The organism is Streptomyces sp. NPDC008150 (assembly GCF_042956945.1).
Lineage (GTDB): Bacteria > Actinomycetota > Actinomycetes > Streptomycetales > Streptomycetaceae > Streptomyces.
In genome coordinates, this window is the sequence record NZ_JBIBHJ010000006.1 from 265,392 (window position 1) to 280,022 (window position 14,631).

14 protein-coding genes are annotated in these 14,631 nt (G+C 73.8%); 11 read left to right on the forward strand and 3 right to left on the reverse strand.

The window, feature by feature from the left end; genetic code table 11:
• The first annotated feature begins 47 nt into the window (after positions 1-47).
• The 3 genes from ACFZA0_RS17615 to ACFZA0_RS17625 all read left to right on the forward strand — a co-directional run bounded on the left by ACFZA0_RS17615 (position 48) and on the right by ACFZA0_RS17625 (position 2,122).
• Positions 48-896: a class II fructose-bisphosphate aldolase gene (locus ACFZA0_RS17615; RefSeq protein WP_391017163.1), complete on the forward strand. Its 849-nt coding sequence runs from the start codon at positions 48-50 to the stop codon at positions 894-896.
• A gap of 156 nt (positions 897-1,052) precedes the next feature.
• The gene (locus ACFZA0_RS17620) at positions 1,053-1,403 is read left to right on the forward strand and encodes a hypothetical protein (protein ID WP_391017166.1); all 351 of its coding nucleotides are present in this window, start codon (positions 1,053-1,055) and stop codon (positions 1,401-1,403) included.
• A complete protein-coding gene (locus ACFZA0_RS17625; RefSeq protein ID WP_391017169.1) occupies positions 1,400-2,122 on the forward strand; it encodes a polysaccharide deacetylase family protein in 723 nt (240 codons plus the stop codon). The genes ACFZA0_RS17620 and ACFZA0_RS17625 overlap by 4 nt, the downstream gene beginning before the upstream one ends.
• Positions 2,123-2,219: 97 nt before the next feature.
• Here the strand turns inward: ACFZA0_RS17625 and ACFZA0_RS17630 are convergent, their stop codons facing one another.
• The 3 genes from ACFZA0_RS17630 to ACFZA0_RS17640 all read right to left on the reverse strand — a co-directional run bounded on the left by ACFZA0_RS17630 (position 2,220) and on the right by ACFZA0_RS17640 (position 5,065).
• The gene (locus tag ACFZA0_RS17630; protein WP_391017171.1) at positions 2,220-3,329 is read right to left on the reverse strand and encodes a polysaccharide deacetylase family protein; all 1,110 of its coding nucleotides are present in this window, start codon (positions 3,327-3,329) and stop codon (positions 2,220-2,222) included.
• Between the two features lie 172 nt (positions 3,330-3,501).
• A complete protein-coding gene (locus tag ACFZA0_RS17635; RefSeq protein WP_391017174.1) occupies positions 3,502-3,987 on the reverse strand; it encodes a hypothetical protein in 486 nt (161 codons plus the stop codon).
• A 433-nt stretch (positions 3,988-4,420) separates the two neighbouring features.
• Entirely contained in the window at positions 4,421-5,065 is a 645-nt protein-coding gene (locus tag ACFZA0_RS17640; RefSeq protein WP_391017176.1) for a WHG domain-containing protein, read from the reverse strand.
• Positions 5,066-5,139: 74 nt separating this feature from the next.
• Between ACFZA0_RS17640 and ACFZA0_RS17645 the strand changes: the two genes are divergently transcribed.
• The 8 genes from ACFZA0_RS17645 to ACFZA0_RS17680 all read left to right on the forward strand — a co-directional run bounded on the left by ACFZA0_RS17645 (position 5,140) and on the right by ACFZA0_RS17680 (position 14,569).
• Complete coding sequence (locus tag ACFZA0_RS17645) at positions 5,140-5,526, forward strand: ester cyclase (RefSeq protein ID WP_391017179.1); 387 nt, start codon at positions 5,140-5,142, stop codon at positions 5,524-5,526.
• Between the two features lie 351 nt (positions 5,527-5,877).
• A complete protein-coding gene (locus ACFZA0_RS17650; protein ID WP_391017182.1) occupies positions 5,878-7,209 on the forward strand; it encodes a helix-turn-helix domain-containing protein in 1,332 nt (443 codons plus the stop codon).
• A 256-nt stretch (positions 7,210-7,465) separates the two neighbouring features.
• Positions 7,466-7,915 (forward strand): cobalamin-dependent protein, encoded by a 450-nt coding sequence (locus ACFZA0_RS17655; RefSeq protein WP_391017184.1) that lies wholly within the window; start codon positions 7,466-7,468, stop codon positions 7,913-7,915.
• Positions 7,912-9,201 (forward strand): methylaspartate mutase, encoded by a 1,290-nt coding sequence (locus ACFZA0_RS17660; RefSeq protein ID WP_391017187.1) that lies wholly within the window; start codon positions 7,912-7,914, stop codon positions 9,199-9,201. Before ACFZA0_RS17655 ends, ACFZA0_RS17660 begins: the two co-directional genes overlap by 4 nt.
• 81 nt (positions 9,202-9,282) lie before the next feature.
• On the forward strand, positions 9,283-10,344 hold the full coding sequence (locus tag ACFZA0_RS17665) for an amino acid--tRNA ligase-related protein (RefSeq protein WP_391017190.1): 1,062 nt from the start codon (positions 9,283-9,285) through the stop codon (positions 10,342-10,344).
• Entirely contained in the window at positions 10,341-11,696 is a 1,356-nt protein-coding gene (locus ACFZA0_RS17670; RefSeq protein ID WP_391017192.1) for a glutamate synthase-related protein, read from the forward strand. Before ACFZA0_RS17665 ends, ACFZA0_RS17670 begins: the two co-directional genes overlap by 4 nt.
• Entirely contained in the window at positions 11,693-13,087 is a 1,395-nt protein-coding gene (locus ACFZA0_RS17675) for an MFS transporter (protein WP_391017195.1), read from the forward strand. The genes ACFZA0_RS17670 and ACFZA0_RS17675 overlap by 4 nt, the downstream gene beginning before the upstream one ends.
• A 6-nt stretch (positions 13,088-13,093) precedes the next feature.
• Positions 13,094-14,569: an amidase family protein gene (locus ACFZA0_RS17680; RefSeq protein ID WP_391017198.1), complete on the forward strand. Its 1,476-nt coding sequence runs from the start codon at positions 13,094-13,096 to the stop codon at positions 14,567-14,569.
• The last annotated feature ends 62 nt before the right edge of the window (positions 14,570-14,631 follow it).

The following is a 14,631-nucleotide window of genomic DNA, read 5'->3' on the forward strand; positions in this document are numbered from 1 at the left end:
GGTCGCGCGACCGGAGCCCGTTTCGCCCCAAGGAGAGAAGAACCCCCATGCCCCTGGTCCCCACCGCCGCCCTCATGGAGGAGGCAGTCCGCGCCGGGACGGCCGTCCTCGCCTTCAACGTCGTCACGCTGGAGCACGCCGAAGCCGTGGCACGAGCCTGCGAGCGCACCTCGGCCCCCGCGATACTCGCCGTCAGCCACAACGCCGTCCGCTACCACCACGACGATCCCGCACCGCTTCTCGCGGCCTGCGCGAAGGTCGCCCACGGCAGCGGCGCCCCGCTCGCCCTGCATCTGGACCACGTCGAGGACGAGGAACTCGCCCTGCGGGCCCCCGAACTCGGCTGCTCCTCCGTCATGTTCGACGCCTCCCGCCTTCCGCACGAGGCGAACGTCGCACGGACGGCGGCAGTGAGCGCCCGCCTGCACGAGGACGGTGTCTGGGTCGAGGCCGAACTCGGCGAGATCGGGGGCAAGGACGGGGTCCACTCGGCCACCGCGCGCACCGACCCGGGCGAGGCCGCCGACTACGTCCGGGCCACCGGCGTGGACGCCCTCGCGGTCGCCGTCGGCAGCTCACACGCCATGACGACCCGGACCGCCGTGCTCGACACCCGGTTGATCGCGGCCCTGCGTGACGCCGTGGACGTGCCGCTCGTCCTGCACGGGTCCTCGGGCGTGCCCGACGACGCCCTCGTGGAGGCGGTCGCGCACGGCATGCGGAAGATCAACTTCGGTACGCACCTGAACGCGGCCTTCACCCACGCCCTGCGCGAGAGCCTGTCGGACAGGACGGGCGTCGACCCCCGCCGCGGCCTCGGCGCCGGCCGGACCGCGGTCACGGACACGGCCGCCGACCTGCTGCGGCTGCTGTGCCGCGCCCCGAGCACGGCCTGACCGGCACCGCCTGACCGGCACCGCCCGACCGGGCAGCGCCCGACCCGGCACCCGGCCGGGCGCCGGACGGCAACCCCCGCGGGGCGCCGCCCGAGCGCCCCCACCGCCCGTTTCCGAGCCGCACCGACCGCCTCGTACGAGGCAGGAGACCGCCCCATGGCACCCGCAACCCCCACGCCCCACGGCGCCCCCGTCCCCGACCCCCGCGCCCTGCTGACCACCCTCGGTGAACGCGTACTGGAACGCGAGGGCATCCCCATGTTCCTGACCCTCCAGACCGCACCGGCACCGGACCGGACCCCGGACCACGCCGATCCGAACCCGGAGTCGCCCGAGCCGGGACAGGAGGGCGGGCAACTGGCGGACCTGCTGCGGCACTACCGCGAGACGCTGACGCCCGACGCCCCGGACGACTCCGAGCCCGCCCTCATCGAGGTGCTCCAGGTGATGGGGGCGGCCCACCTCTTCCCCCAGGCCGCCAACACCCCCAAGGAGAACGACCAGTGACCCCGGACACCTCCCCCGCCCCGCACCCGGTCGCGCAGGACAGGCGGCCGTCCTTCTCCGGCCAGGAACAGGGCCTGCGTTCCGGCCGGTTCGTCCGGGTGGTGAACTACCACAACACCCCGCACGCGGACGTGGCGAAGATCCGGGGCGAACTCGCCCTGCTCGCAGAGCACTTCGACCCGGTTGGCCTGGACGACCTCGACCTCTTCCGCACCACCGGGGTCTGGCACAAGGACCGGCCCGGGATCATCCCCGTCTTCTACGAGGGCTACCGCAACAACGCGGAGGTCGCCGCCCCGCTCGCCGACGAAGTCGGCCTGACCGCCTGGTTCTTCGTCTGCACGGCGTTCCTCGACGTGCCGGTCGCGGAGCAGTACGACTACGCGGGCGCCCACAACATCGACCTCGTGGAGGAGGACCGGCGCGGCGACCGGCTGGCCATGACGTGGGACGACGTCGCGTCCCTCAGCCGGCGTCACGTCGTGACGCCGCACACCGCGAACCACGCGGAGGCGGCCTCGCTGCACACCGGGGCCGACCTGGAACGCGAGATCTTCGAGCCCAAGCGGCGCATGGACGAGGTCACCGGCCAGGACGCGGCGTCCACGGCATTCCTCTGGGGCACCCCCTACGGGGCGAACCCCGCCGTCGACGCGGCCCTCCGGGACGCCGGTTACCGCTACCAGTTCGGCAACACCATGATCCAGCACCTGGGTTGAGCCGGGCCGCGCAAGGTGGGCGCGGCGCCCGCACCGGGCCGCGCCGACAACGGGACGGTGGCCCGGCCCTGTTGGGGGCCGGGCCACCGTCCCGTTCTCATCGCGGCAGGGGGCGCAGGTACTGCACCATCGTGTTGCCGAAGAGGAACCGGTACCCGGCGTCCCGCACCGCCTCGTCCGCCGGGCTCGCCCCCGTCCAGGAGGTCCCCTCCAGCCAGGCCGTCGCCGGGGCGGAGCCCCCGGCTGCCCGGTCCATCAGCCGCTTGGGACCGGTCACCTCGCGCTCGACGTCCGCCGGGGTGCGCACATCGCGGGCCGGTGCGTGGGAAGCGGTGTGCGGTGTGACCACGTGCCCACGCCGCCGCAGGTCGGCGATCTCCTCCCAGCTCATGGCGATGCGCTCGCCCCGGACGTTCCCCTCGACGAGCTTGATCCGGTGCGACGAGGCGTACGCGTGCTGCTGGTCCGCCGGAGTGTCCACGAACTGCGTGCACACGAAGAACCAGCCGGTGACTCCCGCCTCCTCGCATGCCGCGGCGGCGATGTCGTAGTTGTCGCGATACCCCTCGTAGAAGACGGGCAGCAGTCCGGCGCGGCCGTCACGCCATGTCCCGGTCAGTGCGAAGTGCTCCAGCGCCTCCGCGTCGACCCGTCCGAAGCGCTGTGCGCAGGAACGCAGCTCGTCGACGAGTTCGTCCTGCCAACTCGCGGGCGTGTTGTGGTAGTTCATCAGGCGGAGGAAGTTGCCGGCGCGCAGGTCGGCGGCGGTTTCCGAGGCGCCGACGGCCCGGCACCCCGAGAGGGGGGAGCCGACTGCCGTCTCCGTCCGCGCCTCGGCCGGCGTGCCGTCGGCCGTGAGCGTCGCACCGTCGGGCCCCAGAACCGTGTAGGCGAGCGCCTGAAGGGCCGCGACGACACCGGCCTCGGCATGCGGAGCCTCCGGGGCGAGCCGCGCGTGGAACTCCTCGAAGAGTTCGGCGAGTTGGCGGTCGCTGACGGAGCCTGCCACCCCGTCGTGCCGCGGGGCATCCTCGCGCCCCGGCACCGCCGCCGGTGTGGTCGGTGCGGCCGACGGGGCCGCTGCTGTGCCGGCGGCGACGGAACGCAGGGACACGAGCATGGGCACGCCCCGACGCCTGGCCACCAGATCCATGCTGGCCTTGAGCGCTGCTTCGGGGGAGAGGGGGATCGGGCGGGATGACGACATGAGGGTCCTTGGGTGAGCGTGCACGGACCTCTTCACTGTGCTCGTGTGCGCAGACAGGTGACAGGATCGAGGCGTATCTGCTCGGTATTGCTCATGTCGGCGGCGGCCGGGGCCGTCGGACATCCACGTCCGCTGGGCCTCCCGGCACCGAGAGGCGCGCGGGCGGCCGGTGTCAGCCTGCCGCTCCCTTCGCGGCCCCACCGGGGCGGACCTCGGCCGGACCGACGACCATCCAGGGGTGGAGCGCGGGGCCGACGACGGAGACGACGACGGCCATGCCTGCCGCCACCCAGTAGTCGATCTCGTCGACTCGCCCGCGCAGTGCGGCCGTTACCACCAGGGCGAGTGCGACGACGCCGAGTTTCAGCAGGATGAGCCTCGGCAGGGACACGTGGAGTTCGCCCTCGCGCCCCTCGCGACGGCGCCTGCGTGTGCGTGCCCGCTCAAGGAGCGGGGCGACGACGAGGATGATCAGCAGCAGCCGTTCGGCGTGCTCCCAGAGGGAGGCGCCGTGGTTGTAGGCCCACAGACCTCCCATGAGCAGACCGAGCAGGGGATAGCTCAGGAACACGGACCTCGGGCGGCCGACCCCGTGCGGAGCCGTGCCCTTGGGCGGCGCGGTCGCGGTCGTCAGCAACTGGTCGCTGGTCCTGCTCATCAGAATCCGATCGTCGAAGGGCGGGGAAAGTGCATGTCGGCGCCGGGTGCCGGGGCCGGGAGGGACGTGCGGGGCGATATCGCAGAGCACGGGTCCGGGGCGCACGGGCATCCGTGGTCACGAACGTCATCCTGCCTCATTCTGGCAGTCATGACAATTGGCAACCGTGACACGAGGGTTGACTGTGCGCTGCCGCGGCCTTCGCCGCGTCAAGGAGTCGACTCCCCTTCTTCGCGGGCCCGTTGGAGCGTTCGGTGCCGCTGGCGAGTGGCGGGACATCGTCAGGAGGGGAGGCAGTCGACGCCGAAGTGGGCGAAGGGGTGTCCGTGTCGCCGGGCCTTCGCTCCTCGCCCAGGACCAACCGCAGCACTTTTAAAGGGAGTTGGGCGGCGGGCGCCGGGTGGCGGGCGCCGGTTCCAGCGGGGCCAACTGATTACGGGCCGGCTGTTTCGTCGACCGGATTCGGTGACGTCCCCACCAGTTTGCGAAGGAAGCGGTCAACCTGGTCCTCAAGCGGGGGCCACTCCCCGTCGGGCTGGTTGACCCGCATGGACACCGTGCCGTGCACGGCGGCGCGAAGGTCGAGGGCCACCGTGGAGGCGTCGTCGACGGGGGCCAGGCCGGCGTCCATGCACCGTTGCACCGCGGCCGTGGTCGTGCGCCCGAGTTCTTCCTTGAAGCGCATGCCGTCGCGCTGGTTGAGGGTGCTCTCGTGCAGCACCTTGTAGAGCCCCGGGTGGTCGCGTGCCCAGGTGCCGAGGACGAGGGTGCGCGCGCGCAGTTGGGCGACCGGGCCGTCCGCGTCGCGCTCCGCCCGCTGCACGGCGAGCATCAGGTCCTGGTGGCAGCGCTCCAGTGCGGCCAGCACGAGTGCGTCTCGGTCGGGAAAGTGCAGGTACACCGATGTCGCGGCGACGTTGATCTCCCGTGCGACAGCCCTGAGGGACAGGGCCTGGTCGTCGCCGAGTTCGTCGAGCATGCGGAGCGTGGCGGCGACGACCTCCTCTCGGAGGCGTTCGCCCTGCCCACGGGGATTGCGCCCGCGTGGCTGCTGTTTGTTCGGTGACCTGGCGTCCACGGTGAGCGATTGTATCCGCACAACCGTTGCCCTACAGTCGTAGCGCTACAGCTGTTCAGTCATGAGGGGGAGCAATGGCGGGCGCACGGGCGGAAGAGAACAAGCGGACCGTTCTGGCCTTCTACCAGGCCGCGATCAACGACAAGGACCACGACGCGGCCTCGAAGCTGCTGAGCCACCGCTACCTACAGCACAACCCCCGGATCGCCGACGGCCTGGAGGGCTTCCGGGGGTTCGTCGAAACCCTGAAAGCCGACTTCCCGCACCTCCGCGCCGAGGTCAAGCGGATCTTCGCCGAGGGCGACCACGTGATCGCCCACGTCCACGGCGTACGGGTGCCCGGCGGCCCCGGGACAGCGATCGTCGACATCTTCCGTCTGGAGGACGGGCGGATCGCCGAGCACTGGGACGTGATGCAGCAGATCCCCGGCGAGGCGCGCAACCAGAACGGCATGGTCTGAGCGGACGACGTGGTTCACCAGGGCGACCCGGGGGTGCACGGGGCGCCCGTGCCTCGTGCGCGCGCCCGGGGCCGCGAGTCGCCGGGCGGGGCTGACGACGGCGGGCGTTCGCCGCGCCCAAGGCGCTGTTGTAAAGGGGGAGTTGCCGGGTACCCGATGCCCCGGGCCCCGGACGCACCAACTCCGCCGTCCACCCGGCCCGTCACACCAGCAGCACCGCATCAGGCACGCCCAGTGCGTGGCCGCCCGCGCGGGGCGGCCGCGCGCCGAGCGGTGGCCGGACCCGGGGTGCCGCCGTTCCACGCCGTTGACCTACGTGAACCTCCACCACACCCCGCGGGAGAGACACCGGTGCGTACAACGAACGGTCCGTCGAGACATCCGGCCCGGCCCGACGACACGAGCGGCAGGGCCAGACTCGGCCAACTGCTGCGCGAGTTGCGCCAGCGGGCCGGTATGACGCAGGAGCAGCTCGCCGGGCTGTCCACGATCAGCGTGCGGGCCATCAGGGACCTGGAACAGGGCCGGGTGGCGGCGCCCCGGCAGGACACCATCCGGCTGCTCACCGACGCGCTGCGCACCGGTCCCGCCACCCGGGCCCAGCTCGAACAGGCGGCGCGGGCGGAGGAGACCGCGTCCGACATGCCGCCCGTCATCCTGAGTTCCTCCGCGTCCCGCGTGCACGAGATCAGCAACTCCGTCGAGCTGCTCGCCACCGGCGCGACACGGATGCTCCAGCTCACCGGCCTGCCCGGGGTCGGCAAGACCGCGACGGCCCAGCACGTGGCCGCGACCCTGCGCGACGCGCACGACGTCGGCGTGGTCTGGGCCGACCTGAGCGACACGTCACGGCTGTACGGGGAGCCGCCGGCCCCCGGCCCGCGCCCGCCCGTCGCCGAACTCGTCGTCTCCGCCGCCCGCGACGGCGATCTCTCGGTGGTGGCGGGCGAACTGGTCGACGAGATCGCCGATCGCCGCATGCTGCTGGTGCTCGACGGCGACGACCCGGACCGGAGCGCTGTCCGGGTCGCCGAGGAGTTACCGCAGTTGCTGGGCGCGTGCCCCGAGCTCGTCACCATGGTCACCGCCCGGGGCGGCGGGACGGTGCCGGGGGCCGCCCACATGGCGCTGGCGGGACTGCCCGCCGAACCGGGCTCGGACACCGGTCCGGCCATGCGGCTGATGACGACCGCCGTGCGGTGCGCCTGCCCCGAACTCGCCGTCGACTCCGGGACGCGCGACACGCTGGCCGGGATCTGCCGGTCCCTGGACGGCGTCCCGTACGCGCTCGAACAGGCCGCCCAGTGGCTGCCGGTGACCTCACCGGGCCGCATCCAGGAGGCCGCGGCCGACGACCCGCTCGCGCTCGTCGGCGACCTCTACACCGAGGAACTGCGTGCCGCGCTGCCGCCCTGCGACTCGTACCAGGGCCGGGCCCTCGAAGCGCTCTGCGCCCTCGGTTCCGACGCGACGCTCCGCGAAGTCGCCGCCACGCTGGAGGCGCCCCTCCCCGAGGCCGTGCGCACGCTGCGGGCACTCCTGCGCCGCGGTCTCGTCCGCCGCGTTCCGGCCGCGGACGACGACCGCTTCACCGTACTGAACCTCGTCCGCCACGCGCTGACCGTCGCGGGACCGCACCACGACGGCCACCGCGTGGCCGGCAGCACGGCGAAGGACGGCTGAGGCGGTCGTCCGCACCCTCCACGCCCGGCCGGACATCACCGGCCGGGCGTCTGTCGTACCGGCACCGTGCCGCCCGCCCCTGCGCGGTGACCTGCGCCGCGACGTCCGCCCTGCCGGTGCGACCGGGTTCCGGGCCGCCTTCTGCCGGGCTCCTGCCGGTCGGAGTGCCGCCCGGCGGCGGCCGTCTTGCCTAGCTTCGACTGTCGTGACCGAGCGCGCCGAACCGACCGACGATCCCGACTTCCTGGAGTGAACCGTGGCCGACGTCCCCCCTTTCCGCCGCAGCCGCCCGCTGCGCCTTCTGGTCACCGGCGTCTCGTCGGACGCGCACACCTGGAACCTCGTCTATCTCCAGGCTCTCCTGGAGGAGATGGGCCACGAGGTCGTCAACCTCGGAGCCTGCGTTCCCGACGAGCTGCTCGTGCGGACGTGCCGGGCGGTGGGCCCCGACGCGGTCGTCATGAGTTCCGTCAACGGTCACGGCTGGCGGGACGGAGCGCGTGCGGTGCGTGCCCTGCACGAGGCACCGGGGCTCGCCGCGACGCCCGCCGTGATAGGCGGCAAGCTGAGCATCGACGGTCCGCACGGTCCCGACCTGTGCTCGTCCCTGCTGGCCGCCGGATTCGACGAGGTCTTCGAGGACTGCGACCCACGGACGGCGCTCGCCGGCTACCTCGCCACCGTGCGCCCCGGGGTGACGGTATGACGGACGCGACGGACACGGCGGAGGCGAACTTCGGCGACGTCGTCCTGGCCGCCGCGGCGGACCGGCGACTGGTCGTCCAGCCGCGGATGGGAATGTCCCGTCCCGAGGAGATGCGGCGCGGTCTGGCCGCCACGCGCGGCGCGGCGGCCAGGACGGTCGGCACGATCACCCTGGACAGCTACACCCGTGTCGGCGACCACGACGCCGCCCGCGCCGCCCTCGAAGCCGGGGCCGACCTCAACGGCTACCCGATCGTGGCCCACCCGCCGGAGGTGACCGAGGCGGTCGTCGAGGGCATCCGGGGGCCGGACTTCCCGGTTCAGGTGCGGCACGGGTCGGCCAGTCCGCAGTACATCGTCGACGCCCTCACCCGCGTCGGACTGCACGCCACCGAGGGCGGCCCCGTCTCGTACTGCCTGCCGTACAGCAGGCTCCCCGTGGCGGACTCCGTCACGGCGTGGGCGGAGGCCTGCCGCGTCCTCGGCGATCTCGGTGAACACGGCCCGAGGGCGCACCTGGAGACCTTCGGCGGCTGCATGATGGGCCAGCTCTGCCCACCGTCGATGCTCGTCGCGATCAGCGTCCTCGAAGCCTGCTTCTTCCGGCAGTTCGGCATCGACAGCGTCTCCCTCAGCTACGCGCAGCAGACGGACCCGGTCCAGGACGCCGAAGCGATCGCCGCTCTGCGCGCGCTGGCCGACGAGTTCCTGCCGGACCTGAGCCTGCACATCGTCGTCTACGCCTACATGGGCGTGTTCCCGCGCAGCGCGGAGGGCGCCACCCGGCTCGTCCGGGACGCCGCCGCGCTCGGTGTCCGCGCGGGCGCCCACCGGCTCATCGTCAAGACGACCGCGGAGTCCCGGCGCATCCCGACGATCGCCGAGAACGTCGACGCCCTGCGCGCCGCGGCCGAGACGGCCGAGCGGACCCGGGCGGTCGAGCCGGCCGCGACGCCCCCCGCCGACACCGGCATCCTCGCCGCGGCGCGCGCCCTCGTCGAGACCGTCCTCAGCGGTGACGCCGACGTCGGCCGGGCGCTCGTCGGCGCGGTCCGGCGGGGCGTGATCGACGTGCCCTACTGCCTGCACCCCGACAACCGGGGCCGCACGAGCGCGACGGTGGGCCCGGACGGACGCCTGCACTGGACCCGGACGGGCGGCCTGCCCCGCGCCGTCACCCAGGAGGACACGGCCCGCACGGGCCACGACTCCTCGGACGACCTCCTCCGATCGCTCTACTACGTCCAGCGGCGCTTCGACCGCGCGGCGGCGGGCGCCGCCGGGTGAGCGCGGCGGACCGCCGGCCCGCCGGGCCGGCGCGCATCGCGCCCCGAAACCCCTGACCTCCCCTCCCGACCAGGAGAGAACATGACGACGACCACGAACCCGACGACCAGCACGAACCCGGGCACGGCCCCGTCCCCCGTCGACGTCCCCGGGCGCGACGGCGGACTGCCGCCGGCCACCCGCGAGCACCTGGCCGACCCGCGGACCCGCGCGGTGCTGCGCGTCCAGCACGAGGTGCTGGCCGCCGCGCGCGAGTACCTGACGCAGGCGCAGGACTGCACCGAACTCCTGCTGCCGGTCGTCGGACCGGTGACCGACCCCGGCGCCCGCGGGGCCAAGCAGGTCGACATCGACTACTACGGACAGCGCTACAAGCTCATGACCAGCGCGATCCTGTACAAGCAGGCAGCCCTCGTGGGCGCGGAGCGCTTCTTCTGCATCGCGCCCAACGTGCGCCTCGAACCGCTGGAGACCAGCAACACCAGCCGCCACCTCGCGGAGTTCCACCAGATCGACGTGGAACTCGCCGGGGCGGGCCGCGAGGAGGCGATGGACGTGGTCCAGGGCGTGGTACGGCACGTCGTGGAGCGGGTCGCACGGAACCGCGCGGCCGAACTGGCCGTCCTCGGCCGCGACACCGCCGCCTTCGACGCCGTGCTCGACGGCGGGGACTTCGAGCGCCGCCCGCACGCCGACGCCGTCGCCGCGCTGCGCGCGACGGGCTGTCCGCAGAGCCCGGACGCCGAGATCGACTGGCAGGGCGAGGCCCTCATCTCGGCCGCCTCCGCCCGGCCGTTCTTCCTGGTCGACTACCCCAAGGGCTCCCGCGGCTTCTACGACAGGGAGTCGCGGCAGCGGGCGGGGGAGCTGTGCAACTTCGACCTGATCGCCCCCGAGGGCTACGGCGAACTGTGCAGCGGCAGCGAGCGCGAGTCCGACTACCGCACCGTCATGGCCCGCATCCGGGAGACGGGCGAGAACCCGTCCAAGTACCGCTGGTACCTCGACATGGTCCGGGAGGGCATCCCCTCCAGCGCCGGCTTCGGCATCGGCGTGGAGCGCCTCACCCGCTGGGTCGCCGGGCTGGACTGCGCCTGGCAGGCGAGCGCCTTCCCGAAGGTCCCGGGGGTGGTGGCGCCGTGACGACCCCGCTTCGTGCGCCGTCCTTTCCCGAACAGGCCGTGCGCGCCCGTGCCCGGGACGGCGCGGCCGCGGTCTTTCCCCCGCGCGACGCCTACGGACACGTCCTGTTCGGTGCCGAACCGGACGGCCGGAACGGCGACGGGGACGCGCTGGACACCATGCGGCTCGTACCGCCGGTCTTCGTGCCGGAACGCCTGGAGAAGCTCGTCGACCTCGGGCGCGAGCCCCTGCACAGCGACGTCGACCTGCGTACCGGGATCGGTGGGTTCACCTCCCAACTGCCGTGCTACATCTCGGCGTTCGGGTCGACCCAGGTCGCCTCGGCCGGGCTCGGCACCGCGGTCGCCAGGCAGGCGGGCCGGCTCGGCGTCCCCCTCGTCATCGGCGAGAACATCGCCCCGATGAACGGCTACGGACGGATCGAGGACACCGCCGGCCGCGGCCTGCTCGACCGGATTCGCGCCTACGCCGACGCGGTCGCCCCCGGGACCGGAGGCGTCGTGGTCCAGCAGAGCACCGAGGACGCCGACGCCGAGGTGTGGAACCTCGTCTACAGCGACCCGGGAACCCTGGCGCTCCTGGAGAGCGGACGGCTCGGCTTCGAACTCAAGGTGGGCCAGGGCGCCAAGCCCGGACTCGGCGGGATCACCGTCGTGGACCGCGAGCGGGCCGCCGACCTCGACGGACAGTTCACCGTCGAGCCGGTCTACGGCGCGGAGGCCGGCGACCGGCTGCGCTTCGCGACACCGGGTACGTTCACCAGCGAGATCCTGCGGCAGCAGATTCGGCTGATGCGCAACAACTTCCCGCGTGCCAGGGTCTGGGTGAAGCTCATCCCCGGACGCGACGTCGCGGACGCGGCCCGCGTCGCCTGGGAGGCGGGCGCCGACGCGGTGACCGTCGACGGCGCCGAGGGCGGCACCGGCTGGGCGCCGACAGCGGCGCTCGACGGCCTCGGCCTCCCGCTCGGGGACTGTCTGCGGCGCATCGCGGAGCCTGCGGGCTGCCTGCTCGCCTCCGGCCGGATGTGGGAGGGCCTGCGCGCGGTGAAGTGCCTCGCCCTGGGGGCCCGCGCCGTCGGCTTCGGGCGGGCCGCCCTGCTCGCCGCGGACGAGGACCCCGAACAGGGGCTGGAGCGGCTGATGGAGGCGTTCGCCCTGGAGTCGCGGCTGCTGATCAGCGCTCTGGGCAAGTACGGGACGTCGGCCCTGTCGCCCGAGGACGTGTGGGACCCCGCACCCCTTGACGATCTCTCAACTCCCTTTCTGAATAGGTCAGTTAGTTCGCACTGGCGCGGGGAAACGGAAGCGGTGAAGGGCGAGGGAGTCGGCGGGGGACGGGGACGGTCATGACGGAACGCGTGGACGGCCGGTCGGCGGCGGACGGCGACGGGAGTCCGGACGGCGTGCCGGGCACCACGGCCGGACCGCGCGTGCGCGCCGAGGAACCCGCCCCGCCCGCGGACGCCCCACCCGCGGACGCCCCGCACGAGGACGCGGCGGCGCCCACGGGCGGGCCGCTGTCCGCGCGCTACCTGGCCTTCGTCTCCGCGACCGGACTCTCCTCGCTCGGCGACGCCGCCTGGGTCATCGCCCTCACGGTGACGCTCACCCGGCTCAGCGACGCCGCCGTGGCGGGCGCCGTGATGGCGCTGTCCGGAGTACCGCGCGTCCTCGCGATGCTCGGCGGCGGCGCCATGGCCGACCGCCGCGGGGCCCGCTGGACCATGATCCGTACCGACCTGCTGCGCTGCCTGGTCATGCTGGTCGCCGCCGGCGCCGTGTACGTCTGGGCGCCCAGCATCCCGCTGCTGGTCTGCCTCGCCGCGCTGCTGGCCTTCCTGGGCTCGTTCTTCGTTCCGGCGTCCGGGGCGCTGCGCCCGCGACTGCTGCCCGAACGTCATCTCGTCCGGGGCAACGCCCTCTACCTGATCGGTCTGCGGTCCGGTCAGGCGGCGGGCGGCCCGGTCGGCGCGTGGCTGCTCGGGCTCGGCGGGCTGGTGGCGGTCGCGCTGGTCAACGCGGGCAGCTTCCTCCTCTCGGCCTTCGCCACCCTGCGGTGCGCGCCGAGGAGCATCGACCGTACGACGGTCCGCCCGGCCGACGACGAGGCGGACGGGCCCGCGCCCCCGCCCGCGAGCACGCTGCACCGCATCGCGGAAGGCGTCCGGTACGTCCTCGGCAACCACCGGCTCACCGTGCTGATGGGGGTCGTCGCCCTCACCGAACTCGCGGGCGCCGGCCCGCTCAACATCGGACTCATCCTCATCTCCGACCGGATGGGGGAGAGCGCGTCCGGCGCGGGCCTGCTGCTGACCGGGTACACCGTCGGCACCACCGTGACCTTCCTGGCCGGCCTGGTCCTGCCGGTGGGCCGCCGCGCCGGCGTCGTCGCCCTGGCCGCCATGGCCGGCTCCGGGATCGCCCTGGCGGCCATCGGGCACAGCGGCGAACTGGGCGTCACCGTCGCGCTGTACGGCCTGTTCGGCGCGTGTTCCGCGCAGGCCGGCCTGGTGCTCGTCTCGCTGGTGCAACGGCTGCTGCCCGACCACGCCAGGGCCCGGGTCATGTCGATCATGTCGCTGCTGATCTTCGGAGCCGTCCCGATCGGCAACCTCACCACCGGTGTCATGATCCAGTGGCTCGGCGTCCCCACCACCCTGACCGTGCAGGCGCTCCTCAGCCTCGCGGGCGCCGCGCTCTTCGCGGGCGACCGCGCGCTGCGCCGCTCGTCCCTGGAATGAGGCGCCATGACGCACCGCACCCCGGCCGACGACCTCGGTGACCCGGCGTCCGGAGCGTGGCCCCCACTCGCGGAACTCAGCCGCATGCTGCGTACGGGCGCGACGAGTTCGGCCGAGCTGACCGGCATCGCCCTGGCCCGGATCGCGGAGCGCGACCCCCTGCTGTCGTCGGTCCTGGCGCTCGACCCGCGCGCCGCGGACCGGGCCCGTGCCGCGGACCGCCGGCTGCGCCGCGGGTCCGCCCGCCCGCTGGAGGGAATCCCGGTCCTGGTCAAGGACAACATCGGCACCGCCGGACTCGCGACCACCGCGGGGTCGCGCCTCCTGCTGTCCTGCCCGCCCCCGGCCGACGCGGCCGTCGTCGCCGCCCTGCGGGCCGCCGGCGCGGTCACGGTCGGCAAGACCAACCTGTCCGAGTGGGGCAACTTCCGCAGTACGAACGGGATCGAGGGCTGGTCGGCGGTGGGCGGCCAGACCCGCAACCCGCACCACCTCGGGTACTCGCCCTGGGGTTCCTCCAGCGGGTCCGCCGCCGCAGTGGCCGCCGGACTCGCCCCGCTGGCCCTGGGCACCGAGACGGACGGCTCGATCGTGTGCCCGGCCGCGGTCTGCGGTGTCGTCGGCCTCAAGCCCGCCGCGGACACCCTGCCCTCCACCGGCATCGTGCCGATCGCACCGGGCCAGGACACCCCGGGCATCCTCGCCACCCGGGTCGAGGACGCCGCAGCCGCGTTCGCGGCCCTGCGCCCCGGCGAACCGCCCGCCGCGCACCCGGCGTCCGGCGTCCGTCTGGGGATCTGGACCGGGCGGCGGTTCGACGACGCCGCGCACGCCGCGCTCGCAAACGTCGCGGACCGGCTGCGCGACCGCGGAGTCCCGCTGACCCCGGTCGAGCTGCCCTTCGACCGTGAACGCCTCGACGACGGCCTGCACGCCATGATCGCCGGGTTCGGGCCCGCCCTCGACAGCTACCTGCGCGGGCGCCCGGGAGCCCCGGCCGGTCTGGAGGCCGTGATCGCGGCCAACCGGGCCGATCCGGACGAGCTGACGCTGTTCGACCAGGACCTCATGGAACTCGCCGCCCGCGCCACCGCCCGGGAGCGGGCGACCGTCCCGGCGCGCCGCGCCCGCGCGCGCTCGTGGGCGAGCGACGCGCTGCGACGCGTGCTCGACGACAACGCGGTCGACGCGGTCGTCGCGCCCACCGCGCCGCCCGCGTGGCCCCTCGACCACGGTGGCGGCGACCCGGCCGCGCCGTCGACGTCCACCCTCGCGGCCCTCGCCGGACGGCCGGTCGTCACCGTGCCCACCGGGGCCGACGCCCTTCTGCCCACCGGCGTCAGCGTCTTCGGCCCCGAGGAGACCGGCAGGGTCCTCGCGATCGCCGCCCTGGTCGAACGGGTCGCCGGCGACCGCAGGACGCCCACCTACGCGGCCCCGGCCACCGTGCCGGGCGAGCCGCCGCGCACCGGGGACCGGTAGCTTCTGCCGGTCGTTCTGCCGCCCCGACTGCCGTTCGCGGGGCGGACCTCTCCCTAGCGTCG